General features: G+C 42.8%; 18 protein-coding genes and 1 riboswitch. Of the genes, 3 read left to right on the top strand and 15 right to left on the bottom strand.

The features are described 5' to 3' along the window. Positions 1-160: 160 nt before the first annotated feature. The 9 genes from OC538_RS07905 to OC538_RS07945 form a co-directional block, all read right to left on the bottom strand. Complete coding sequence (locus tag OC538_RS07905) at positions 161-2,395, bottom strand: hypothetical protein (protein ID WP_262174168.1); 2,235 nt, start codon at positions 2,393-2,395, stop codon at positions 161-163. Continuing rightward, positions 2,388-4,523 carry a hypothetical protein gene (locus OC538_RS07910; RefSeq protein WP_262174170.1) on the bottom strand — a complete coding sequence of 712 codons (2,136 nt, stop codon included), beginning with the start codon at positions 4,521-4,523 and terminating at the stop codon, positions 2,388-2,390. The genes OC538_RS07905 and OC538_RS07910 overlap by 8 nt, the downstream gene beginning before the upstream one ends. Continuing rightward, positions 4,510-5,163, bottom strand: a complete 654-nt coding sequence (locus OC538_RS07915) for a DUF6063 family protein (protein ID WP_262174173.1) — start codon at positions 5,161-5,163, stop codon at positions 4,510-4,512. The genes OC538_RS07910 and OC538_RS07915 overlap by 14 nt, the downstream gene beginning before the upstream one ends. Further along, entirely contained in the window at positions 5,144-6,823 is a 1,680-nt protein-coding gene (locus tag OC538_RS07920) for a hypothetical protein (RefSeq protein WP_262174176.1), read from the bottom strand. The genes OC538_RS07915 and OC538_RS07920 overlap by 20 nt, the downstream gene beginning before the upstream one ends. A 3-nt stretch (positions 6,824-6,826) precedes the next feature. Next, entirely contained in the window at positions 6,827-7,855 is a 1,029-nt protein-coding gene (locus tag OC538_RS07925; protein WP_262174179.1) for a Wadjet anti-phage system protein JetD domain-containing protein, read from the bottom strand. 284 nt (positions 7,856-8,139) lie between these two features. Then, positions 8,140-8,802 (bottom strand): CalY family protein, encoded by a 663-nt coding sequence (locus OC538_RS07930; protein ID WP_262174182.1) that lies wholly within the window; start codon positions 8,800-8,802, stop codon positions 8,140-8,142. Between the two features lie 33 nt (positions 8,803-8,835). Next, positions 8,836-9,444 carry a signal peptidase I SipW gene (gene sipW, locus OC538_RS07935; RefSeq protein ID WP_262174185.1) on the bottom strand — a complete coding sequence of 203 codons (609 nt, stop codon included), beginning with the start codon at positions 9,442-9,444 and terminating at the stop codon, positions 8,836-8,838. After that, positions 9,395-10,366, bottom strand: a complete 972-nt coding sequence (locus OC538_RS07940) for a hypothetical protein (RefSeq protein ID WP_262174187.1) — start codon at positions 10,364-10,366, stop codon at positions 9,395-9,397. Before OC538_RS07940 ends, sipW begins: the two co-directional genes overlap by 50 nt. 160 nt (positions 10,367-10,526) lie before the next feature. Beyond that, positions 10,527-11,147, bottom strand: coding sequence for a CalY family protein (locus OC538_RS07945; protein ID WP_262174190.1), 621 nt, complete (start codon positions 11,145-11,147; stop codon positions 10,527-10,529). A 624-nt stretch (positions 11,148-11,771) separates the two neighbouring features. Further along, a riboswitch (cyclic di-GMP riboswitch) is annotated at positions 11,772-11,855 on the top strand. Between the two features lie 56 nt (positions 11,856-11,911). Between OC538_RS07945 and OC538_RS07950 the strand changes: the two genes are divergently transcribed. Then, positions 11,912-12,565, top strand: coding sequence for a LuxR C-terminal-related transcriptional regulator (locus OC538_RS07950; protein ID WP_262175221.1), 654 nt, complete (start codon positions 11,912-11,914; stop codon positions 12,563-12,565). Between the two features lie 266 nt (positions 12,566-12,831). Here OC538_RS07950 and OC538_RS07955 read toward each other — a convergent pair whose 3' ends face one another. Then, positions 12,832-14,475, bottom strand: coding sequence for a glycerol-3-phosphate dehydrogenase/oxidase (locus tag OC538_RS07955; protein WP_262174192.1), 1,644 nt, complete (start codon positions 14,473-14,475; stop codon positions 12,832-12,834). Positions 14,476-14,650: 175 nt separating this feature from the next. Here OC538_RS07955 and OC538_RS07960 point away from each other — a divergent pair, with 175 nt between their 5' ends. After that, positions 14,651-15,214 (top strand): glycerol-3-phosphate responsive antiterminator, encoded by a 564-nt coding sequence (locus OC538_RS07960; protein ID WP_262174195.1) that lies wholly within the window; start codon positions 14,651-14,653, stop codon positions 15,212-15,214. Here OC538_RS07960 and OC538_RS07965 read toward each other — a convergent pair. The 4 genes from OC538_RS07965 to OC538_RS07980 all read right to left on the bottom strand — a co-directional run bounded on the left by OC538_RS07965 (position 15,209) and on the right by OC538_RS07980 (position 19,932). After that, positions 15,209-15,985: an HAD-IIA family hydrolase gene (locus OC538_RS07965; protein WP_262174197.1), complete on the bottom strand. Its 777-nt coding sequence runs from the start codon at positions 15,983-15,985 to the stop codon at positions 15,209-15,211. The two genes, OC538_RS07960 and OC538_RS07965, sit on opposite strands and share 6 nt — an antisense overlap. Positions 15,986-16,050: 65 nt before the next feature. After that, entirely contained in the window at positions 16,051-17,754 is a 1,704-nt protein-coding gene (locus tag OC538_RS07970; protein ID WP_262174200.1) for an ABC transporter permease, read from the bottom strand. Further along, positions 17,751-18,881, bottom strand: coding sequence for an ABC transporter ATP-binding protein (locus OC538_RS07975; RefSeq protein ID WP_262174203.1), 1,131 nt, complete (start codon positions 18,879-18,881; stop codon positions 17,751-17,753). Before OC538_RS07975 ends, OC538_RS07970 begins: the two co-directional genes overlap by 4 nt. Before the next feature lie 16 nt (positions 18,882-18,897). After that, complete coding sequence (locus tag OC538_RS07980; RefSeq protein ID WP_262174205.1) at positions 18,898-19,932, bottom strand: ABC transporter substrate-binding protein; 1,035 nt, start codon at positions 19,930-19,932, stop codon at positions 18,898-18,900. Between the two features lie 407 nt (positions 19,933-20,339). On the opposite strand from OC538_RS07980, the gene OC538_RS07985 reads away from it, so the two are divergent. After that, entirely contained in the window at positions 20,340-22,655 is a 2,316-nt protein-coding gene (locus tag OC538_RS07985; RefSeq protein ID WP_262174206.1) for a glycerophosphodiester phosphodiesterase family protein, read from the top strand. A 288-nt stretch (positions 22,656-22,943) separates the two neighbouring features. On the opposite strand, the gene OC538_RS07990 is transcribed toward OC538_RS07985, so the two are convergent. Continuing rightward, on the bottom strand, positions 22,944-26,324 hold the full coding sequence (locus OC538_RS07990) for an S-layer homology domain-containing protein (protein ID WP_262174207.1): 3,381 nt from the start codon (positions 26,322-26,324) through the stop codon (positions 22,944-22,946). Positions 26,325-26,716: the final 392 nt, after the last annotated feature.

The following is a 26,716-nucleotide window of genomic DNA, read 5'->3' on the forward strand; positions in this document are numbered from 1 at the left end:
CTTGAATCTACTAGATGGTGAATTCAAACACATTTTTAACAAAATACAAACTTAAGATAATACAGGTAATTATAATGAAGAAACTAGCGAGAAAATCTATTCTATATATAGTAACCATATTGTTCGTAGACTCCTACTCACGAAGAACCCTAGCTTTTCTCTACAAATTCAGACTTCCCTGTTTTTCCATTCTGAAAACAGCCTTTTCCATACTTTCCTCCGTGAAGCCCTCTCTCATTTGCAATTCGGATTGAAGATATTCGGCTGTGTCCGAGATATTCGGTCTAACTTTCAGCATATAGATCAAATTGAAACAGTTCATTATGGAGTTTTGTTTTAGGTCTGTAAGGCAGATAAGCTGTGTATTATATTTCTTTGCAATTTCAAATAAGGGCCTTAAAAGATGTTCGGATGAAATGGGACCAAATGGATTGTCCATGATTAGCACTTTAGTATCTGTGTTTCGCTTATAATCATCTTCGAATTTCATACTTGTCCTCGTATAGGACATAAGTGCAACGATAACTGCAAAATAGGAGACGAAGCGTTCTCCGCCCGAATTTTCTTTAAGTACATCCTCCCAAGCCTTGTAACCGCTGTTCTTTTCACTGTAATCGATTTTATATGCTTGAATGCTCATTTTCCCAAGATCCGATAAGGCATTTAATAGTTCTTTTGATGACATTTCTTTGCCAATTCTTCTACGGATATTTTCTGATGCCCCACCCTCTTGCAACTGCTTTTTTACCGAAATAACACATGTTTCAATGTACCTGCGGATTTTCAATATATTTTCTTCCTCATTTTCATGAGGCGTTTCCATGTTGATTCTCAGCATCCGTCGGTTAACGTTTCCAAGCCTGATTGAAGAGTTCTCCGAAATCTTTTGGATTTCTTCGTAAACTTGTTTTGCCTGCAAATAGCTGTGCTGGACAAGATCATTTTTGCTTTTCTCCATATTTTCCAACCTTGTTTCTGATGCTTGTATTAACTTATTCAATTGCTCGGAGCTTAGCGTCATCCGTTCGAATAAATAATAATAGTGATTATAGTCTTGACCCTTGTCATGAACCAGCCGTAAACCATCCAAAATATCTTTCATTACTCGGTTTTTATTTGTAAACTTTCCCTGGAGAGCAAGGAATTCGACTTTAAGATTATTTCTATGCTTCCCATTCTCTTCTTTGATCTGTTGCAATCCGTTGAATAGGTCGTCAAAGTCCTTCTTCACGTCTTTGATGACAACATAACCGGTATCAATAGATCTCGTACAAGCAATCCCGTACCGTTTCAGTTGTTCAATAATAGTTCTATATTCTACTTGAGTCACTCCATAGGCATTCATACATTTATTTGCTAATAAAATCGTTTCATTTTCCTTCGCACGCCTGCCATCGAAATTGAGCTTGATGAATGAGGGATCTAGCGGACGATCAGCTAATTTCTTCACTTCGGCTTCAGCGCTTTCCATTTTACCATTCGCGTGAGAAGCTTTATTTTCATAATCCCTATGCTTTTTGTCCTGCTCCTCCTCTTCGGTTTTTAACCGCCTCCCTGCAACTTCCAGATCTTCGAGCAGAGATTCATCAAACGTCACCTTACGATAGACCTCTTCCTCAACCTTCCAAGAGGCTAGCCTTTTTCTTTCACGCATCTCATCCTTTTTATACTCTATCAAGTCCGCCTCTAGTCTTTTCAAATCCGAGGTGATTTCGGCCTTAAGCCTATCAAGCTTTCCTTGCATGACAATCAATTCCTCATCCAGAATCTGCGCCACAGGTGAAGTCTTGACAAGAGCGTACTTTTTTTCGACTTTTTCCAGTTCTCCCCTACATTTTATTTTCCTTTCCATCCCTGCAATCCGCACACCGTCTGCTGTTTCTTTTTTACCGCGGAGATTTTCTATCCGTGTAGCAAGTCGGATGAATTTCTCTCCAATCTCTTTTTTCAATGCTACATTGGCTAGATACGCATTGTTCTCTTCCATGAAAGCCATGACTTTTACTACCTTTTCCTTGATGTCTGCAAAACGTTTCTCCAACTTACTTTTTTTCATCTCAAGAAGTGAGAATTCTTCTAAGCATTCATCCTGTTGTCGCACTAAATCAACCCGTTCTTCTTCCAAACCTAGCGCTCGGTGTTCCAATTCATTAAGCTCTTGTTCCATATTAAATAAATCGTTTTCTCCATAATTGAATTGCTCAAGTGATTGCTTATCTGAACGTGAAACTTTCAACTGATTTCGAAAATGAGTAAGGCGACTCTCCAATTCGGCATACTCACGCTGAAGTTCATGTGCATAGGCATCTAAGTTGCCTGCATCCAGCATCCTTTTATCATAAAGGGAAAGGACTTGCAGATTTGTTGATAGAGATACGGCATTATCATCAGCCATATACCCGGCTTATATCGCTGAATGAAACCAATGGTACGAGTTGGTGAATCACAAGGTCGATTTTCATCGTTTTCACTTTTTCCAACTCAGTTGCAGTCAGTAAAAAAGAGAAGGGGAGCAATGGATTTTGTCTTATCAGATCATTGCGGATTGCTTCATTTTGCTTCTGCAAATATTTCTCGCCCGTCTCAAAGTCAATACCCTCTTTCAAGAGCCATTCCCTGAATTCGGATGAGACATGTAAAGTCCCTTCTTTTAACGAAGATAAGATTCCCTTCACTTTACGGAGGGAATGGTCTGTCTCTTTTTCAGCAATCTCCATAGCATCGATTTCGTCTGCAATGAATCGCGCATTCTCTTCATGCCTGAACCTCTGTTTTGAATCCAATCCATTTCGGGATAATATGGATATAGTGTGTTTTTCTAACCCTTGATATTCTGTAATCCTATTTATCACGTTGGCTTTCTTAGCCGCAACGCTCTTTTCTTCATTTCCGATAGCATCGAGGCGATTCTGCGTTTCCTCATTCCGCTGTTTAATTTTCATCTCCGATTGCATCAGCGAGCGCTGTTCTCCTTCAGCTGCGGCCTTCTTATTTTCCGCCAATTGAAAATAGTTGTCGAAATACCCCTCTTCAATCTCCCCAAGTAGATTTCGTTCATACAATAGTCCGCACTCCGCCCTGATACCTTCCTCCGTCATAATGAATGCATCTATTTTAGACTCCAGGGATCCAGTACGTTTATTTAGCTCGCCTGTCTCCCGCCCAATATGTTCAATCTCCTCATCACACAGCCTGACAGTTTCTATCGCTTCACGTATCCCCGTCTCAGCGGCATCAAGATCCTCCCTTAATTCGACCATCTGCTTTTCATAACCCAGCTTCAATGAGTATGATAAATTATTCATCTCTTGCTCTGTATCACCGCCGGACTTGATTCTATTGATGTCCGCTTCCGTAGCCTGTACTTTGGATTGTAGACGGAGCAAAATATCATACGTCCTTGCAGCTTCCTGTATGGCAGTCTGCTTTTCGTTTTCTGCGATAGCCAACCGGATACCTTCCAGAAACCTTGCAGCTGCAGCCGCTCGCTCTTTCAGCTTTTCAACTTTCTCAGCATGATCGAAATATTCTTTTGAGCGTTCTTCCAAATTGATTTTCTTCAATTCTTGCTGAGACTTGCCAATCAATATTTCCTGCTCACGGATTTCACCGCTCAAATTGTCGAGTTCCGTCGCCAAATACCAGTGCATCTCCGACATCTTTCCGCGAAGCTGTTCTTCATTTTGAAGTGACCCTATCAAAGCGGTCAATTGTGAAAGAAAATGATCTGCATCCACTTGGAATTCTCCGTATATCTCTCTTTCATATAAATATTGTTCGTTATCGATCATTTCCTTTACGAGATTTTCGAACATCTGCTCAAGCTTCCGCTGATCACTTTCATCTTTATGAATGACCTTCTCGATTGACTTTAATATCCATTCATTCATTAATTGCAACGATGTTTTACATTTTTCAAATGTATCTAGGACGCCGCCTTCGGATTCATTAATCCTTATCATAATGGATTTCCACTCATCCTGAAATATATTGAAGCTTTCAAGATGTCTTTTATACGCTTCATGATCATCTTCGTTAAAAAAGTCCACTGCAGCGTTGGTGGACAGAAATCTCCTTGCTTCCGTATAACTTTCAACATAACGCTTCTGTCCCTCAATACGGACCAGCGGTATATTGGCAAGATCAACGTGGTTTTCCTGCCTGTAGGCTGAAGTGAAAGTATAATATTTGATATTGCTCATTGTGTTCGCTTCTTGACGGAACTGCGTTTCGGTATTGGCGAGCCCAATTCCTGTCAATAAATAGCCGCCCCCACCTTCAAGCTTCCATTCAACAAGTATATAAGCAGGAGTCTTCTTGCTTTTAAAGAAACTAGCCATATTACCTGATTTCGGAAGTACAGGCTGAAGCATCAGCTTGACGAGGACACTCTTCCCGCCGCCATTAAATAAGTTCAGCATTGCATTCTCGCCATTGTAAAAATCAAATGTCTCATCCACGATATGCCGTTTGTGGCTATTGTACGAGAAATTGATGATTCGGATCCTATTAATTTGCGGCATCTTTGGACACCTCCTCAAAAATTGAATTTACTTCATCCAGCCTGCTGTCGTTCAAATAGAAATGCACCATTAAATCATCCAGTTTTTTAGTTGTGCGGATTTCGGTTTTATCCTCAACAAGGCGAAGCAGCTTTTCCTGTTCAAGCATTCCGCAAATTCGTATCACAAAAGCGTGCTTCGTTGTCCGTCGATTGTCTTGATGGACTATCCTCTGTTTCCACCCCTCTGCGACACTTGTCATATTAATGCCAAGTCTTTCTTCTTGAGCAGAAATCTTGTCTGATCCTGCTGTAAGTATCGCATCGAATCGTTCGTCAAGATCATCCAACAAATCCATCACACTCAGAAAGTTGATCTTTTTGGGATTTCTATTCTTCCCCCCGTAAAATTTATGGAAGATGAGTATAGTTATGTAATAGGATAGGTATATATCATTCATTTTCGCATTAGAACCGAGCCATTCACGGTACTCTTTATTTCGAAAGCCGAGAAGCCCATTGTCATTATCAGGCAATAGATAGATCGTATTGTTGATCTTCAAGATTTTGCATTCCATTTCCGACTCGAAAACATTCAGCGCCTCTTGAACCCCCGAATCCAAATAGTCGATAAACAAATCATTATGCATTGCCCTGTCCAATTGCCCCTCCTCTAACAGGATTTTGAATATCCGTACCGCTGTTTTCATATTCCCCATTTTGCATCACCGCCTTTACTCTTAAATTCGTAATCTGGAACTTTTCAACAAACTCCAAGCCCTCTTCCATACTTCTACTAATTTCATAATTGATTTTTTCGCCAGGAATTTTAGTCAACTCAATTTTCATCAACTGTCCAAAACGGTCACTTTTCTCATGGAGGCACTCTAGGCAATATTCCAAGTTGAATTCTTCCGTAGCATTCATGAACATCCCACCGCGCGAACCACGCCATTTCTCCAAATCAATCGTCCCTATATCATAAAGTTTCAGCAACGTTGTAAAAAAAAGCCGTTCCTCCATTAACCGTCCAAGTTGGTTATCTGCTTTTTCCTCCAGCTTGCGCAAAAGCTCATCGACAGTAGTTTCACCTTTCAGTTCCATTAATGTAACAAGCAAAAAGTCCATGATTTCTACATAAGCCCGGCTAAGCCGCTCCACCTTTTCCTGTTGTTTATCTTCTGCAAGCTTTTCGGATTCTACCCCTTCATCGTCAGGTTCATCTACTACTTTCAATAGACTTTGTGGTTCATAAACGATGGAAGGATTCAAATGTTTGTAAGGGTTTGGTAGAAACAGTGGATTGAGTAGCCGCCAAAATTTTTCGACATTGCCTGTATGTTGTTCCATAGGTCGGAGGATAGCTTCCTCTAAATCGAAACGTTTTTCCATACTGTAATGGAATGACTCACTGATTGTTTCGATATAAAGGTCAGACAGGTTTTGGCGACTCAAAATTAATCCTCTTTGCTCACTTAATGCCGACTTTATATTGAAATTGATCTGCCTGATTTCAGATTGTGCTTTTCGTAATCGGTCATCGAGATGATTAGTAGTTTCAAACTCGTGTCGGATCATTTCCTCGGATTTCTGCACCATATCCATGATTTCACCAAGCAATTCATACTCGCCTTTCAAAAGATCATACGTGTGGTCCATCAAGTTCTCGAATTCCCCTACGTCTGCATCATAAATATTGTCCTTTATTTTCGTGATAAAGAGTTCAATTGCCTTTTTCTGTTGCCGGATGAGATGAATCAGTTCCTGGCTTTGAATCTGTGCATTGCTGAAATTTTTCCGTTTAATAAATTCCCTCAGTTTCAATTCCTCGATTGTCATCTTGATTTCCTGATTGACCTCCTTTGTCCGGAATATGAAATCGAAACCTTGATCAGTCAATGAATAAGTAATATGGAATCGACCGTCCTCCTCCCTTACCCGATCTGCAATCAGACGGACCGCGACCTCTTTCGCCTCTCCCTTTCCATAATCCATCGAACGGAAATATGACGCCTGTCCATCGTTCTGCAATATGGATTTCAATATGTAATGGGTCAGAGATTCTGTTTGCGAGTCGTTAAGCGCAACCTTGTAATGGGGAAGGATTGATGCTAGGAAATGCTTGATGTCCCGGCTGCTGCACTCCTTGTTTTCCGTCAAAGTTTTATCCATGATTTTCAACAACACAGACATGACAATATTCGTCAATTCATGCTCCTGGAACCATTTTTCAATCTCCAAGTTTTTTCGCTTCCGATTCACAATCGAATCCACGATGCCCACAAGCTTCATCCGCTCGCTGAACCCTTCCAGGAAATCCATCCTCTATACCTCCATCTCTGTTGACATATTCTTCTTCATCCACGAATAATTCAATATCTCTTGAGGTATATAAAGTCCTTGTCCGAGTATTGAGCGTATCTTTTCAACGGCTTCCTGATCGAATTGTTGTAAAAAGTGGCTAATATCTGTTTGACGCTGTCCCTCTTTCGAAAAAGGAAGCTTTCTTCCATCAGCAAGAGCCAGCATTGCTGTATATAACTCATTTGCAAGACGAACATCAAGATCAGGATTCCCCTCCACAAGCGACTCATAAATATCAATGCCTTCATAATCCACATCGCCAAAATAATAATAGACATTGCGACTAGTCGGCAGAAGTTGATCATACTCATTCAGCCGATTATGCTTACTGAGGATTTTCTTTCCTTCTCCATACAATAAAATATGGTATGGCCGGAATAACCGGTTGCCTCCCCCTTCCTGCATGATTTTACGCAGGCTATACCATGTGTCCTTATTCTCAACAATCAACACATTCATCTCATCTGCAACCGTATAGTTGTAGTCAAAAAAAGGTTCCGGGGTCTCGTAATAATTCAGGGAAGAGAGATCCCATTCGTTAAAGCGGAAAATACTTTTCACGATCGAAGTATCCTTTAACAACTTTTCCACACCCCATATTTGAAAGGAGCGTTCATTGATTGAAAGCGGCTCCGCCAGTAAAGCCTCCTTCTCCCATAAAAATCTGCTCAAGTCGTCAATTTCTTCTTTGTGCTTCACGTATGCCTCGGGCTGTGCTGCATACTTGGAATGGTCGAACTTCGGATGCAACAACTTGATATTTTCCAATACCGCCGAGTAATCTGGTTTTGCTCTGATAATACGATATTTATTATAAAGAGGCGGTTGCCTGCCATTAAGAAGAGAACTTTTCATTGGTTTCAACAAATGCTCGTCCACTAACCCGCTGATTTCCCTTTCAAACTCCCAATAATCCACAGTCACTGACATTTCCAATAAGTTTTCAAGTGTAATCGTATTTAAGGAATAAGCCTCAATCTTTCTTCTCAATCCATCTCACAGCCTTTCCCAAGTCTATATATTTGAATTCTCTACCAACATTCTACCAAATAAAAGACCCTGATTCCAAAATATTTCGAATAATAATAAACGTTTGATGCGGTGCCTATGCACGACACATTTATGACAATTCAACGAAAAGTATAAAAACCCAAAGAAAAGTCAGCCATTGATTAAATTGGCTGACCTTCTTTATCAACAATATGCAATTGTAGTTAATAAACTGAATAGTATGCCGCACAGGCACCGAAAAAGAAGAGTGATATTTCCTCCGATTAGTTTGTCCTATCAACAAGTTTTAACTGCCTGTAGAATTTGAAAATGATAATCATAATAACACCAGCGGTTATAGCTAAAAAACCAAACAGTAAATTTGTCGATCCGTCAGACAATCGAAACCCTGCAACCGCTGGACTCATCACGCCTTCAACATGCCCATTCGTCATGACATGTACTACCGTTCCATCTTTAGCTTCAGCTATAAAGTTGAAACTGAATTCCACGCCTTTTCCCTGAAAATCATTTCCAAGGTGTTCCGGAAAACGGATTGTTATATCCAAATTCTCATCGCTGCCACTACCCAGAAATCTTGCCGGTAATCCTTGAAATGCAGATAGCCTTCCAGAGTACAATTCTTTATCGCCAGACTTTATTTCCATCAGCAATTCATTGAACAGCATTTCATCGCCGTTATTTCGAAGTTGCATATGGTAGTCAAAGTCAACAATGCCAGAATTCTTGACTGTAAGGGTTCGGGGCGCCCAGTCACCAGGCTTCATATTGCTGACATCAAATAAAGTATCTTTTGGTGAAAGGCTGATCTCTACTTCTTTTTTGTCCGAGGCGTTTTTTTCATCTGCAACCGCGCTCGTAGTAGGAAATAAACATATCATGCTAATCAATAATAGAAATGGGATATATCGAAACAGTTTAATCATGGTAATGTCTCCTTACATATTTAATCGATTGATTCAGGAAGAACTTTTTCCACCATCTTCTCCCAAAATATCTGCTTGTTTTTTCTGAGGCAATTCAATATGAGACAGTACTCTCCAAATTGTAACCGCCGAGTAGATCAGCAAAAGGAATCCAGGAATTAACAGAAGAAGAGCACCATTCTTGGATTGAGCAAAGTTAGCAAAGTAACCGACGTATGGTACTGTAAACCCAGTGTATACAGCTACGACATTGTCTGGAAGAACCGGTTCCGTGTCCTCTGCATTGTTGTTATCCCCTTTAGTCCGGTAAAGAACGGAATCCCCATTCGAAACCACTTCCGTAATTCTATGCGTAATCAACATCTCTTCATTTTCCCGGAAGGTGATGACATCGCCTGCTTTAAAATTGGTTTTCTCTTCAGCCAGTTTCACAGCAATGATTGAACCTGTTTGGATGCCCGGCTCCATGGATCCCGACAGAACAGTTTTTATTTGATAACCGAAAAGCTGCGGTTCCCCGCCAGAGGCTTTCGTGATGACTACTACAGAGGCTACTGTAATGAGCAAGACCATCAGTATGCCGGATACGAGGTTATTCACCCATTTCATTACTTTTATCTTCTTGTTCTTTTTCTCTTTCATTTGAATCACCCTCCGCTTTTTCTTTTTCTATTGCTTCATTTATAGCTGCGTTTGTTTCCTCTTCTGAACCTTTATTTTCTACAGAATCGTTATCCGGTTTTATTTCTGTAGTTTCGGTAACAGGCATCGTATCTTTATTGTCCGGTTGTATTTGACTGCCGCTGTCAGGTTGTTCCTTCTCTTTACTTCCATTTGAATCTACATTATTTTCGCTTTCGTTCTCCGCGTTGACATCCCGATCCACGATTTCCTTTGTACCCTCTGTTGCTTTTTCTTCTTCCGTGGCGTTATCTTTTTCATTTTCTTCCTTTAATTGATCTTCTTTATTCACGCACTCAGCTTTAGTTCCCTTACTTGAAGTTACATCTTGTTCTTCCTTAGAGTCATCTTCATCCTTGCAATCGACATCGATTGGTGCAGTATCTTCTTCGCAGTCAACCTCGATTTCATTGCCCGATGCAGCCACTCCTACATTTTCTTCAACAAAATTATCTTCGTTGACAACTGGGTCGATATTAATTTCATCGCTTGTACCTATATTCTGTTCGTTTTCTTCCATTAACTCTTCCTGATCAACGGAGTCAACACCATTTTCCTCGATCGGAAGTGCATCACTTTCATCTTCTTCATTAAGCATGTCTTCATTATCCTCACCGTCAACAATAATTTCTTCACCCGATGCTGCATCCAATTCATTTCCCTCACCACAATAATTCCAATTACCCGCAGTAATCGTCGACGAGACTACATTCTGATTGCTGAAAAAAGCCGACGTTCCTGACGACATATAACTAGTGCCAAAGATGGCTAAATAACATATACATGCAATTTTCAAACTCAGGAAAAGACTTTGATAATTTTTCTTATATCTGCGCCTACGTTCTTGGCGTTTGCGCTTCCGATCTATACGTTTGCTTTTCAAACCGATCCCGCCTTTCGAGGTTTTATTGCTAGAATATCCTTAAATATATTACTCAATACACAAAAATAGAGTTATATGCTGAGAAATATATATAAGAAAGGTCACCGGCGGCTTGGTGAAATAGAATGAGGGAGGAGAAGGGCTCTCCTCCCGGGATATATTATTTCATTGATCCTTCATGCTGCGTTGCCTTAAATGACCACTTAAGATCTATATAAGCACCTTGTAGTGCATTTTGGTCTGTTGCATCGTCGACAAATTCAAACACCACGAATAAATGATCTGTATTTCCAGCTTTCAATCCACTATCTTCAAAAGTGAAAATTGTGTTTGACAAGTTTGCCACTGCATCAGGAGTCATTGTTTTTAATTCATACAAGGTTTTGCTGACAATCGGATTAGACGGTTTTACTTTCGGGTTCCAAATCGGTCCGGAGATTCCGGCCTTATCAACGTTTGTAAGGAAGTTAACTCTGATATGTTTACCAAAATCCACATCTCCTCCACCGCCTTGTGTATATTCTGTAGATAAAAGTACCTGATTAATATCCAAGTTTCCTTTATTCTCCAGTTCAAAATAGCGAGGCATCCAGTCGCCAGGTTTCAATTTATCTAAATTAATAAGCGTTGATGGATTCATAGCCAAATTAAGTGTCCCCGCCTTAAATTGGTTAGTTGACACTTCAACATCATTGAAATAAGCATAAGTTCCCCCACCGATCATACTTACAGCCAATGCTCCAGTTGCGATGCTCATTGCCAATTTCTTTTTCAAGTTCATTTAAAATTCCTCCAGTTTTTTTATAGTTTTTTTTTTGCTCGTACTTAATCGTTCAAATCTTTTCAAGCTGCCCTACGGTTTCTTATGTTCTAAACAATGTTGAATTGGTTCCATGCGCCATGTTCATAGTTCAAGTAACTGTTTTTGCTTCCGGTCTTTCATTTCGCCGTAATGACTTAATATTCCACTCTGAGAAGTATTCGGCTGAATCACTTTTGCTAACGTAGTTCCTCAACCAGTGATAAATGAAGTAGAATGCCAATTTCTTAATAGGTATTCAATTTCAGATGTTAGCCCCTTGATCAGCCAATCTCCTCCTTTGGGCCTCGTTTGATTACTATGAAATGGAACTACCTTTAGTATAAACATAGCGAAACAATCCATCCTCCCTCGAATGAGTGATTTTTCACAGTTTGGCGTTCCCCTTTTGGATGATTCGTTTAGTATACTTTCGTGCCATGCATGTTTTGCTTCATTTAATGGGATGTTTCGAATATCTGGTTTGTCCAATCTAAAAGCGACGAAACGACGGAATTAACTAAAACCTCTCAAAAATAGTGCTTATCCACTTCGAAAAACCGACAAAGTTTTTACAATTTACTGGGTATACTTAAAGGACAAAGGAATTAGTTAGGAGACTAGGAAATACATCCTCTATCTGGGCACCTTGGATGTATGGAGTCAGTGGTGCAACCGGCCTCATTTCATTTGAACGCCTTTTATGTGAAGCGTTCATATCTTTTGAGTGAGGGGGCAATGAATTGATGAAAATCGTGTTGGTGGATGATCAAACGCTCGTCCGCAAAGGAGTAATCTCGATTCTCTCATTACAGGATACGATAGAAGTATCCGGAGAGGCGGGGAACAAGCAAGAAGCGCTTCGGTTAATTCAACGGGAAGAACCCGATATGGTTATCATTGATTTCCAATTGGGACAAGAATCTGGATTAGAAGTGATTTCTGAGGCGAAACGACTGGGTTACAAGTGTAAGTTTGCAATCCTTACCTATTCAAAAGATCTGACATCTTTTGAACATGCAAAGGCATTGGAAGTGGACGGGTACATTTCACTGGAAGCACATCCCGAAGAACTCATTTACGCTCTTCACGTTATTCACAGGGGAAGGAAGTATTTTGATCCGGACATCATAGAACTGCTGATGCAATTTGAGAAGAAACCTCAAGTGGATAACAGTTTTATAGAGCAACTTACCTCAAAAGAAAAGGAGGTATTACAAAAACTGGGATTAGGGTTTTCAAATCGACAAATAGCTGAGAGGCTGTTTATCACCGAGAATACGGTAAAAAAACATGTTGGGCAAGTCTTATCGAAATTGAATCTTGGCGATCGTACGCAGGCTGCACTTTATGCCAACACAACCGGGTTGGTGCAATATAAGTATGATGTGCTCGTTTAAGAGGGAACCAAATAGTCGGACCTGCGTTGTATACCGGTAAATACAGCACGTTAGATGACTTTACGAGCGTCGGCCGGGATTTACGAGCGCTCTGGCTGACTTTATGAGCGCCGGGATAGTTTTACGAGCGCACGGGCTAACTTTACGAGCGCGGGCGTAGTTTTACGAGCGCACAGTCCATTTTACGAGCGTTGCATATCTCACTTTTAACCCCTCCCTTATACAAAGGGAGGGGTTAAAAATCGACATATTACACTACAACTTCATCAACTCTCCCCAGCTTCCCAAATCCTAGCCTCCAACTCCCCCCAATGCATTTCCTTTTCCTCAGCTGACCATCCCATCACGATAGCCATATACTCAATAACTTCTTTTTTCCACTTATTCACCCAATCAATGTCGAACAAAACCGCTCCTGTCCGTCTAATGAAGTAATCGGCCGGCGTGAGGGCCATTTCTTCTTCAATCGCGTAGTGAAGGGTCAGTTTGATGGATAGCGGCAAATCGGTTTCATTCAACACTTGGTCCGCATACCGTATCACTGATTCCGTATTGGTTCCATATGTCGCGAGGATGCTAGTGGCATCGACCAATGAGATTCCCACCTTTGCGACGTCACCAGCTCTTTCGTGTATAAAACGTGAATAATCCTCAGGTTTCTCAAAATCCCCGCCTGACAGCTTCAAACGCTTCGTCACTGATTTCGTGCAACCCACTCCATCCACTCTAAGCCGCTCACAAACCATATCCGTCACCGTCTCCGCCATTTTTCGATACCCGGTCAATTTACCTCCGGCGATTGTAATCAATCCGGTATCCGATGTCCAAATTTCGTCTTTCCTCGAAATTTCGGACGGTCCTTTTCCTTCCTGCCGGATGAGTGGGCGCACTCCAGCCCAGGAGGATTCGATATCCTGCAAGTCCAGCTGCACTTCCGGGAACATGAATGCAATGCTCCCCAACAAGTATTGCTTATCCTCTTTCGTTATTTCAGGATGGATCAAATCGCTATGATACTCGGTGTCTGTTGTGCCCACGTACGTTTTTCCGTTCCGCGGAATTGCAAATACCATCCGACCGTCCGGCGTGTCGAAGTAGACTGCTTGTTTCAATGGAAATTTCCCGTTATCTATGACGATATGAACGCCCTTTGAATGGAAAAGACTCTTTCCTTCGATATCTCTATCCATGTTAATAACATCATCAACCCATGGCCCTGTAGCATTTATGAGCTTTTTGCCCAAAACAAAATATCGACGATCTTCAAGCATATCTCTGAAATACAATCCTGATACTTTTCCATCCGCATCATACGTGAATGACTCCGCCTGCACATAAGTTAGCAAGTCCGCTCCATTCGCAAAAGCGCTTTTCGCCACTTCGATTGTCAACCTGGCATCATCCGTCCGATACTCCACATAATAGCCTGCGCCAAGTAATCCTTTCCTATTTAATAGAGGCTCCTTCCTCAATGCTTCTTTCTCCGTTAACATCTTCCGGCGCTCTTTCTTCTTCACGCCCGCCAGGAAATCATAAACCTTCAATCCTAACGATGTGGAATACTTTCCAAACGTCCCTTTGTGGTAAATCGGCAAGAGCATCCATTCGGGGTGAGTGACATGGGGGGCATTCCGATAGACGACGTCCCTCTCCTTCCCCACCTCCGCAACCATGCCGACTTCAAATTGTTTCAAATATCGCAGTCCACCGTGGACAAGTTTCGTGGAACGGCTTGAAGTCCCGGCTGCAATGTCCTGCATTTCGATGACAAGCGTTTTCAAACCTCTCGTCACACAGTCAAGAGCTATGCCCGTCCCGGTTATTCCGCCCCCGATAATAATGACATCGTATTGCTTGTTTTCAATGCTGTCCAATAGTTCCCGTCTGCCTGTAAATGAAAATGATTTCATCTGTAATACGCTCCTATCATTGAAGAAGACCATTACAATAGCCCTGCTCATTGCAGGGGGATTGTAATGGCCTTCTCTCATAATCTCTGACCTTATAAAATTTTCCTTTTCCTAACATCACGCTATGGTATTATAATAGTACACCACTTCACATTTTTCGAAAGGATGAATTAACTTGAGTCTAGTTGACATGGTCGAATCCCAAATGATTGCCTCCGTAAAGAATGAGGAGGATTTACAGCACGCTCTCACATCGAATTGCAACATTGTCTTTCTTCTCACCGGGAATCTGATGACCATTGCAGACTATATCCGACAGCTGCGCGAGGCGGATAAATATGTCTTTCTTCATCTCGACTTTATCGACGGACTCTCCAATTCCAAAAATGCGCTCAACTACGTCGCTGAGTACTGGAATCCTACAGGAATCATAACAACGAAAAGTCATATTGTTAAAATGTCTAATGAAGTTGGGTTGAAAACCATTCAACGCATCTTCCTCATCGATCGCGCTGCCATTAAGAAAGGGATTGAGATGGTCAAATCCTGTCAACCGGATGCCGTCGAAATTCTCCCTGGCATCATTCCGAAAGTCATTGACCAGCTCTCAAGGGAACTTGATTACCCAATCATTGCTGGCGGATTGATCACTAATCTGGCCGAAGTCCATGAAGCCCTGGAAGCAGGTGCTTTGGCGGTTTCCTCCGGTGACCCTGCAATGTGGAAATTCGATTTATAATGTAATAAGATCCTTGACACTTTCCAATACGAGTTCAGGAAGATGCTCGGAACTTGCAAGCATATCCTCAGTCGTAATGCCTGAAAGGACAAGCACGGAATGGATACCGGCATCATTCGCCATCTTAATGTCCGTTTCCAGGCGATCACCTACCATAAAGCAGTCATCCGCTTTCATACCGAGCACATTTTCCAGTACATATTCAGCCATCAACGAAGACGGTTTTCCAGTGATCATCTTCACCGGCTCGCCAGTCGCGCCTTCAAGCGCACCAATCATCGCACCGCAATCCGGGATTTCACCATCCTTGACCGGACAAGTCCGATCCGGATTGGTCGCCAGTATTTCGGCCCCATTTCGCCATGCTTGGAAGGCATTGTTCAATTTATCATACGTGAATTGCCGATCCCATCCTAACACTACATGAGATGCGCTGGCGGGAATATCCGCCAGCTTTATATTTTCATTTGCCAGTTCCTCGAATAAAGGCTCTTCCCCGATGACGTAGGCAGAATCACCATCACCCATGACCGTTTTCAAGTAATGCGCAGTAATATAATTGGAATTAATGACCTCGCCAAGCTCAACTTCAATCCCTAAACGATTCAATTTCTCAACGTACTCTTTGCGATTCGCAATTGATTTATTCGTCAGGAACACCACTTTATCCCCACGCTCTTTCAACGCTTTTATCACTTCCGGCGCCCCATCGATAATATGGTCGTCCAGATAAATTGTTCCATCTAAATCAAAGATAAACCCTTTCAACACCCTCACTCCAAGTCAGTTATGCCTAAAACATGATTTGTTTACAAGCTCACACTTCACTCTTCCAATTAAAGACGTTGTTTTTTCCCGATAAAACTGGCAATGCCCTGCAAAACTAGTACTAAGACGATGAGGACGATAGACATCGCCGCTGCCGAGTAGTACTCTGCCCGAAGGATGTTTTGGAAGATCGCCAAACTCATTGGTGCCCATTCAGGCGGAGCCAACAGAATCGAAACACTTGCCTCTTTAATGACCGTAATGAAAACAAGTACGGATCCGGCTGCAATTCCAGGCAGCATTAGCGGTCCTACAATTGTAATCGCCGCAGTCAGAGGGGTGGCCCCCAGATTCACTGCCGCTTCCTCGATATCCTGTTTGATGGCCCGCATGGATCCCATTGTCGAACGGACCATATACGGAAGTCGTCTGATCGTATAAGCGATAATCAATAGCAAAGCTGTCCCCGTCAATTGCAGAGGCATCGTATTGAATGTCTGGATCAATGCGATCCCGAATGCGATTCCCGGCACGACCAATGGAATGGAAGCGATGAAATCCAATTTCGCCGAATTCTGTCTGACGACGAAGTACGATACAAATGTTGCGATGATAACACTTAACACTAATGCGCCAGTCGCGAGCATAATACTGTTTTGGATATTGCCCATCGACGTTGAAAAAATTGTTTTATAGTGGTTCAATGTATAGCCGCTCGGCAATAAATCCTTGCCCCATGTCGTTGCAACGGATTGAAGTGCCACTGAAAGCATCGCCAATAGCGGAATCAATACGACAAATAGAGAATAGCCAGATAGCACGCGCGTCAATACTTTATTCTCAATGAGCTTCTGCTGCTTCGGCTTTCCGGAAACCGAGCCATAGTTTTTCCCCTTCGTGTATAGATGCTGGAGATAGAAGAAGAATGCCGCAACAATCACCATGACAACTGTCAGGATGGCTGCCCCGCCCCAGTTGAAGAACCCGGAAATCTCTCGATACGCTTCAACAACAAGCAAATTCAATTCTTTTGGTGCAAGTACAATCGGACTTCCGAAATCCGAGAAGCTCACCGTAAAGATGAGCAATGCGCTCGAAATGACGCCCGGTAAAGCAAGCGGGAACGTCACGAAGATGAAGGTGAACCAGTTTTTCGCCCCGAGATTTTGGGAAGCCTCTTCCAAACTGATATCACTAACCTTGAATGCCGCCACTAACGGCCATAATGCGTAAGGGAAAAAGAAGAAGACTTGCACAGCAACGACCCCGGCCATCGAATAGGGGTTCAATAACATGCCTTCCCCGCCCAGCGCGTTATAGATTTGCGTCACCCATCCAGCCCGTCCGAACATGATGATAAACGCATATGCAGAAATGAACGTCGGTACGATCAATGGAATCATACATAATGCGGAAATCGTCTTTTTAAATGGCATTTTCGTCCTTGCAATTCCATATGCAAGGGGAATACAAACGAGGATAATGATGATGGTAACGGTAAACGCCAAAGCAAGGCTGTTTTTCAATGCAGAGAAATAACCTTTGCCCGAGAAGATCCTTTTATAATTATCCAATGAAATGTTCTTGAACTTTTCAAGCGTCGAATTGAAAATGGCCGGATCCGTCAAGGAGCCTAATAGGTTCGTCGGTTCACCAGTGAAACTGACAACGAACACGGAGAGAAGCGGCAGCAACATGAACAGGCCAAAGAATGCATAAATGAGGACTTTTACGACCGTCAACCCATTGAAGCTGTTTTTGATACGGTTCATATTAACAGCACCCTCTCGTGGTCCACAGTCAACTTCACTTTCTTTCCTTCCTCAAAAATATTAGCTCCTGAGGAATACGTTGTATCGACAATTAATTGATAGGAGCCGACTTGGACGTCATACCTGACGATCGACCCTAAATACGTGGACATGATGACAGTTCCTTCAATTACATTCGTCTTCGCGTGATCAATCACACTGTCCGCAGCTTCCACTTTTACGTGTTCCGGACGGATGATGACATCCACTTCTTTTTTCTTCGCTTTATTGGATGAACGGAGTAAAAACCCTTCCCCTTTGACGACAGTGAATCCATTCTCTTCGCTTTCGACAGTGCCTTTCAAAATGTTTGAAGTACCAACGAAATTCGCGATGAATGGCGTAGACGGATTACTGTATAGCTCTGTCGGAGTTCCGATTTGAACGATTTCGCCTTTATCCATGACCGCAACACGGTCCGCCATGCTCATCGCCTCTTCTTGGTCGTGCGTGACGAAAATCGTCGTAATGCCCAAATCCTGTTGAATCGTCCGGATGGTATTTCGCATGGAATGCCGTAATTTCTGATCCAAGTTGGACAACGGCTCATCCATTAGAAGAACTGCGGGCTCCATGACCAACGCTCTTGCCAACGCCACCCGTTGCTGCTGGCCGCCAGACAGTTCACTCGTCAACCGTTCTGCATGATTTTCCAATTCAACGTACTCTAATATTTCCATTACTTTATTCTTCAGATCTTGCGGATATTTTCCGAAACGCTTCGTCAAAAGACGTGCATAGATCCCCATTTGTTTAATCGGATTGCTTGCATTAAGCTGCTTGATGTTCAAGCTGTATGCAACGTTTTCAAACACATTCATATGTGGAAATAATGCATAGCTTTGAAAGACCATACCGCAATTCCGTCTGTTTGCAGGAATCTTTTCCACTTCACGATTTCCTATGTAAATGGATCCCGATGTAGGATTTTCGAAACCAGCAATGCACCGCATCGTTGTCGTTTTCCCACATCCCGAAGGACCGAGAAGAGCGAAAAATTCGCCCTCCTCGATATCAAGGTTAATGTCGTGAAGGGCAGTAAAGTCCCCAAACGTTTTTGTCATGTTCTTAATTTTTACTGACCCCATACATATTCACCCTTATTTATTGAAATTTGTCTTTCCACTCGTTACGAACGCGATCGTAGTTTTCATTCACCCAATCGATATCAAGATCGACAGCATGTTCTTTCACCTTATCAAGCGTCAATGGAGTTTTAGATTCCACGTCCGGGTTGATCGGGATATGGTACCAATCCGCCATGATCTGCTGAGCTTCTTTTGAAAGAAGGAAATCCATGAACTTCTTGCCGCCTTCAGCATTCGGACCGCCTTCAATCAAAGTTGCAGGGTTAACAAGCACTGGTGTTTTATCAGGAACGATGAAGTCTACAGTTTCACCTTTAGCCTTTTGCTCATAAGCCATGAAGTCAAACCCTACGCCGATATGCGCTTCACCCATCGCTACGGCTTTAGTTGGAGCTGAACCGGAGTCAGGGATCGAGTTCGCTTGCTTTACAAGTTTTTCGAAATACGCCCAAGCTTCGTCTTCACCTTGCTGCATCATTTGGTCCATAACCATTAGAGTGGCGGTACCGGATGCTGCAGGGTTCGGGAACTGGATCTTCCCTTCCCATTTCGGGTCAAGCAAGTCTGCCCACGTCTTCGGTGCTTCTGCTTCCGTCACCAAATCCGTGTTATAGGAAAATCCTAATACGAAAAGTTCTACACCGACATATTTACCGTCCTGGTGCTTTAATTTAATGCCATTCTCCACAACATCCCAATCTGCTGCGAAATCCGGGATATAAGAAGCAAGGATTCCACGATCTACTGCTGCTTCAAACGGAAGGATGCCTCCACCGCCGTACCAGACGTCCGCTTTCGGATTGTCCTTCTCAGCCATCATCTGATTGACAAGGATATTCGTCCCGGCGTAGTGTACATCGACTTTATCGCCATGTACCTCCTCATACTTCTGAGCCAATTCCTTCGTAAAGTCAGGTGTTTCCGGTGAATAAAGAGTGATCCTGCCCCCTCCTTTTCCATCTCCGTCACCTTCTGAAGCTCCCCCTGCACAACCGGCTAGCAATCCTGTAGCCAACAAGATACTAGCAGCCAATCCACCAAATCTTTTCATGAAAATCCCCCTAAGATTTTATTAGGCAAGAAAAAAGAGAGGAACGCCAAATGAACCCCTTTTCCAGAAAGGGCTTACATTCTAGGCTTTCATCTCATCGTCTCTGCCTATATTCAACTACCCATAGTATACAGTAGATTCATATAATTGCAATAGTATTCTGTGTTTTAATAAACATTATTTAGATCTTTCACTCATTTCCATAACCATATTAGTTATGAGTCTGTCACCCTACGAGGTGAACTAGTTCATTTGAAACGGAATTAATAGCGCTTCCGGTAATAAAGAATTGTTTTTAGCCCCTTTACAATAATTTAACTTTCAAACAATTGGGAATCATGTATACTTCTAACCGATTGCTACCTAGGTTGCTAGATTGGCGATCTAATTCGAAAGGAGGAATTGGGATGAAGAAAGGAACTATGAAGTGGGTAACCCTTGGCGTTGTCGCACTGGTGGCGGGTATCGGCTATTTATTCGGTGCTGGAAATCTGGCGAGTGCCGATCAAACCGTACTCGTCGAAGAGGACTTTGAGCAATTGGATGGTGTGATGCCGGAAGGATGGAGCGTCATTCAAGGACAAACATCCGTTGAAGATGGAGCACTGAAGGTAACTTCGCCTTCGTCAGCTTCACCGGCGAGAGTGCTTGTACCGCTCCCCGATAAGAACGGAAACATCGTGTTTGAGGCGGATATGACTTTCGTTTCCGCAGTCGAAGATACTCGATGGGCATCAATGATGTTCCGTGTGCAATCGGCGAATTATCCATATTATCAATTCGCAATCCGAAGAGGTACGACAGCGTTGAATGGCGCGGAGTTTGCAGAAAGGAATGCCCAGAACAAATGGGTCGTTCCCGAAGCGACATTCTTCACGGAAAAGTTCGAGTACAACAAGCCTTATCGAATTAAAATCATTGCAAGCAATAATCGACTCCAGCAGTTCATTAATAACAAACTTGTCATCAATACAGATCAAGCATCCGGTTTACTTAACGGCGACATCGGTTTCCAAGCGAACGGATCCACCGTCCTATTCGACAACGTGAAGGTTTCATCTTTCGAGCAAGGGTTGCCGCCAGTTGAAAACGCAGGTGCATTCCTTCCACAAGAGCCGGAGACGAATATCATAAACGCACCTACGCTAATCGGACAATCCCTGTCGGCCGCAGAATCTTCAAATACAGCATCCGTGCTCCTGAAAGTTGAACAGGATAGCGCAGGTGAGTTAGTGACAAATGGCGTGCCATTGAATGAAGCACTCGCCAATGTACAAAACAAGCGCATTCCGATCTTGCAAATCGAAACGGAAAGCATTGAAGATGCAATCATAGAAAGCTTGGATGCCGCACAGACGACTGACGTTCATATCGTCTCGTCCCATCCGGAAATCGTGAAGGCAATCACTAACCTGATGCCTACAGCAAGAGGGGGAATCATCTACACGAAGAATTCCTTCAACAAGCATGACATTAACGAATTGATCCGGACCGTCCATGCTAGCAATGCAAAAGTTGCGCTCATTCCGGAAAAACTGCTAGATGCGGAAAATGTCCACTACTTGCATACAAGAATGGTGGCTGTATGGGGAATCGGTGCCGAAGATGAAGACCATGCACATGTGCTCATCCATACAGGAGCAGATGGCATCATCACCAATAACCCTGCCGCTTCCATCGAAGCGCTCGGAAAGTACCCTGAAAACACAATCGTCAAACGACCGATCGTCGCCGCCCACCGCGGAGTCCCGTCGCTAGCTCCTGAAAACACAATGGCTGGGTACCGACTGGCTTACGAGCTTGGCGCTGACCAGATCGAAACGGATTTGCAATTGACGAAAGACGGCCACCTCATCATCATGCATGACTTGACGGTAAACCGGACGACAAATGGAACGGGTGCGGTCAAAGACCTGACGTTCGATGAAATCCGTCAGCTTGATGCAGGCATCAAATACAGTGAAGAATTCGCTGGAGAGCAAGTGCCGACATTCAAAGAGTTCCTTCAAGAATTCAAAGGGAAAGACGTCATCCTTCTCGTTGAATTGAAAGGCGTCGGCATCGAGGAGCAGGTGATCAGGGAAATCGAAGAAGAAGGAATGGTCGACCAAGTCGTCCTGCAAAGCTTCGACCTTGGTAGCATGATCGATTCCTTTGAATTAAAACCTGAAATCCCTGTCGGTTACCTGTATTCCGCTGCAGTACCAACAACGACAGAAGCAAAAATCAAAAATGCCCAAAAGATGATGGACTACGGAACATCGAATCAAGTCACATTGAATGCAAGCTATGGAAGCACGTACGAAGAATTCATTACGTATATGCGCCAACGCGGCATGCTAACGATGCACTGGACATTCCGTGCTGAAGAGCCTTTCCGCGATAAACTCGCCCAAGGACTCGTCGGCCCCATCACTGACTACATGCAATGGCTGACAGATTCACCGATCAGACTCGAAACACCCATCAAGAAAATCAATCTGAAGCCAGGCAAAACATCCACAGTCCAAGCAAAAGCCTTTGTCAATTACCGCACCGCTAAAAAGGAGAACATCGCATCCGAACTGTTTGTCGCTGATGACAACGGCGTCGTCAAACTGACTGGCAACACAATCGAAGCTGTCTCTCCTGGAACAGCCCAAGTATTCGTGAAGCACACATTCACTATGCTTGGTACGGAGTGGAATATTGTTGGTGAGCCTATTGAAGTGATTGTGAAGTAATAGAAAATACAGGTGATTGAATGCGGATAGCATTCTTTCACCTGTTTTCTTAATGAATTAATTAAATGAAATTCTTGAGCGTGGCTTCTTGTTTACGAGCGCAAAGAGGAAGTTTACGAGCGTGGATTCCTATTTACGAGCGCACAGGTGATTTTACGAGCGTAGAATACTATTTACGAGCGCGAAACCCATTTTACGTACGGCTACACATGACTAATGAGCGCCGCCAACTTTCGATAATTAATATTTGATGAAAGGCCTCCCCTAACTTGCGGGAAGGCCTTTATGTTATCTACTATAAATAACCTCAGTAGCAGAATTTCGATCATTGGACAATATCTTGTTATTCTTCTTATCCCTAGATACCTCATAACTCTTGAATCCATCTGGCAGGTCAACTAGTACATCCAGGGAGTCTGCCCAGAAAATCGGCTCCACTTTAATGCTGCCTTTTCGATTTGTATTCTTATAGACAACATTGTTCGTACGTGTGGAAGGAGTGTAAGTGATTTTTGCTTCTTTCGCTGTAATCGTTACACCATTCATTGCCCCAACTCCACCCAATTCATTGTTGGAAAAGGCAATTGAACCTTTCAGTGTAAGTTTCTCTTTAGTGTCTTTCTTCTCGGAATTCCCTACGTATATTGCACCTAACCTGGAATCTTTCAACGTTGTGTTTGATAGTGCCAGTGAAGCTCCATTTCCGCTTACTTCAATTAGATGATCCATCATGTCTTTTCCGGAAGTGAAGTTGAGGTTGTCAATGACAACAGAAGAGCTGATCAATAGTCCTTGAGCATCCTTTTTTGGGTCCCCTTTTGAATTAAGACTTATCGTCTTTCCATTCCCGTTAATGGAAATTGCTTCGTTTACTTTAATTGATTTGTTGGTTGTGAAATTGTCGGCTATGTTCATTCTCGGAGTCTGCTTTTCTGTTTTTGTTTTACTTAACTGTGAGACAGCATGAGAAAACTCCAGGTCATTGTCGATATGATAATAGGCATTTTGTATTTTTGTGTAAAGATGTAAGTCCGCAAGTTTAAAATCGAACTCTCCATTCCCATCTGTCCAAAATGCAGGAGCCGGTACACCTTTAGACTGGTCATTATGCTTGTTGCCTTTCCCAGTAACGATGATTTTACTGCTTCCCCGATCCGCAACTAAATTAACCCCGCCGTCTTGGTTATTCGTTGTTTCAACGTTGGTTAAATTGACGGTTGTCGGGGATGAAGTTCTGGATGTATAGACATGCAAACCGCCTTTGGCATTGGATAGTTTCACTTTATTCAAAGTAACGGATGACGAATTGTACGAAATGATATTGTAGCCTGCGAAGTTCGTGACCTCAGCATTCTCGAAAGTGACATTGTCGGAATTGACGAGTATTCCATGGCCTCGTGTACCGGAATGTCCGACCAACTTCACATTCTGCCACTTTGCATTCTTTGCATTTTCATCAAATGTAATGGCAGCTTCTTCGGCTTTGTACCGTAATCCATCAGAAACTTTAATGGCCGCTCCATTGATCGCTTGAATCTTTACATTTGGATAGTTGATCGCTACTGGCTTAGTGATCGTAATATCTTTGGAAATCGTTATTTCAGGAACCTTCAAAGAGAGTGCTCTTTGTAATTCAGTTTCATTTGTAATAGTACCTGTTGGAACAGCAATTTTTGAACCGGCAATCGAAGTATACGATCCTTTAGTACCTACGACAGAGAATGTGGAGTTGTTCAGGAAAGTTACTGTATCGTCCGTAAAGTCAGTTGCAACTTCCAACCCTAAACTGCTGACCCGATAAGTAATTCCAAATATCTTGTTCTTTAAGCGGGTATCCTCATAGAAAGTAACCGTCTTCCAGCTGCCACTCGAAGAGACTGTAGAGTAGGAAGTGGAATATTGGTTCTTTCCTTCGGTCCACGTGAATGTCCCCGCTTGGCCGCTCGTGTAACTCCCATTACCAATGGAGAGATTTGTCAGTTCCAGCGTTTGGTTTGTTTTTACGTCCCCAGCATACATTTTAGTTTTCGTTGTCATCTTGTACTTCGTAGGATTTTGGTCAAATGTCATGGAGATGACTCCATTGGCGTCCATACTTGCAGCTCGGATCGTGATGTCCTGGTAGACCGGCGGCTCATAAGGAGGCGTCTGATCCGGGTTTTTGACTCCGTTAATCCGGTCAATACGGTATTTTGCAGAATCGTAGTTCCGGATGACTTCTTTAATTGAAGTATTCCGCGGAATAAGCACATTGGACACCCATGTTTGCGTGCCTACATTTACATAGCCATCACGCGGAATGTCCAGGGTTGAGATGGTTCCCGCTGTATTGATTGTCACCAGGCGGTTCGTAAGGATGTTGAAGGTTGTAATTGTACCTGATCCATTCACTGTTACGTCCCTCGTAGTGGAGACGGAAAGTTTAGGGACATTCGAATGGATTGCGGCCTCTGACACCGATCCCTCCAATGAAACCTCTTCAACTCGGGATGTGTCATATGTTCTGAACGTACCATTTGCCTTCATTGTAATGAATTTTGCTAATGACTTGTTGGTGAGTGTGAAATTCGTGTTGGATTTGGATAATTGTACTGTGTTTAACGTGGTGTTATTGAATGTGAGGTTAAGAGTTCGATTAGAAGTAGAAGTGTATTCGTTACTAGTCGTAGAGCCTTTAATGTTCAGCGTATCTCCAGTGAAATAATTTTGTGCTTCAGAACCGAAGCTGAGGTTTTTAGTAACTGTCAGATCCCTGACATTGAGGTAATCGGCATCGATGACCAGACTGCCATTCAAGGTTGTGTTGTTTCCGTACAATGTAATTATATTAGACGAGGTTCCTGAGTTCCTGAGTTCAAGTTGCGTGATGGACGTCAGGGCACCTTTGTCATGATTGAAAGAGATTCTTGCGTTTTTTAAAGCATTGTAGTTTTGGGAAGAGAAGAAATAGCGCAAGGATGCAGGAATGTCGTAAAAGCCCTTATCAGTTTGCAGTGAGTACCCATCAAAAGTTGAAATCGTTGCATTCACAGTATCTGTCCGGTTCGTTGCCAGTTCGCTCCGGTGTACGAACATCGCCATCTGCCCACGGTCTACATATTGGTTTGGTGCAAATCGGGTAGGCGTGATTCCAAAAGTGATCTTGTTGTCAATTAAGGACTGCAAGTAGCCGGCGTAAAATGCATTTGAAGAGACATCAGTGAACTTCGCCGTACGCAATGGCTGCTTTTCGAGTTGATAAGCTAGGGCCAAGATTTTCGCCATCTGTCCACGGTTCAAAGGATCATTCACTCCGAAATTGCCGTTCGAGTACCCATCGATGATGCCTGCCTCGTAAAGCGCCGCAATGTACTTGTAAAACCCATGGGAAGTCGGGACATCACGGAAATGAGGATTACGGACGTTGTTCAGATCCAAATTCAATGAAATGGCCAATATCTTCGCAGCCTGGCCTCGGGTCACCTTTTCAGAAGGGCGGAATGTCCCATCGGCATACCCGTTAATAATGCCCTTGCCAGACATATACATAATCGAATCATAAGCAACATGAGATGGTGGGACATCCTTGTAATACGTCGGAGCGGCAGAAACAACAGCAGGTGCTACAATGGCACTCGTCAGCACGGCGGCTGACGTCAAGAGCTTACCGTGTTTATGTTTTTTGACCAAACAGTTTACCTCCTAATTTGTTCATTCCATAACTTAGACGACAGGAATCAGTTAAAGTTACACTGATTTTCCAGAATATCTTTTCCTTGCAACTACTGATTAATCGCCTTTTCTTTTCTACTATAAGTGGACAACTAGTTTGTTATTCCAATTATCATTATATAGTTGGAGATTGGTTTAATTGATAGGTCCTTTGAATGATGTTTGATGTAGAAAGCAAAGGACCAAGTATTGAATACACAGCCCTTAGCCATTTAACAACTACTAAGGCGAATAACTCTTAAAAAGACAACCACCCATCTCCAATCGCTTCGTGGAAAGGTTGGTTGTTGGATGTTTGAGATTCGAAAAACAAAAAACACGCCGCCAGCAATCTAGCAAACGATTGCTGG

Origin of the sequence: Saccharococcus sp. Marseille-Q5394 (assembly GCF_946901335.1) — a bacterium.
In the GTDB taxonomy this organism is placed as follows: Bacteria; Bacillota; Bacilli; order Bacillales_A; family Planococcaceae; genus Sporosarcina; species Sporosarcina luteola_C.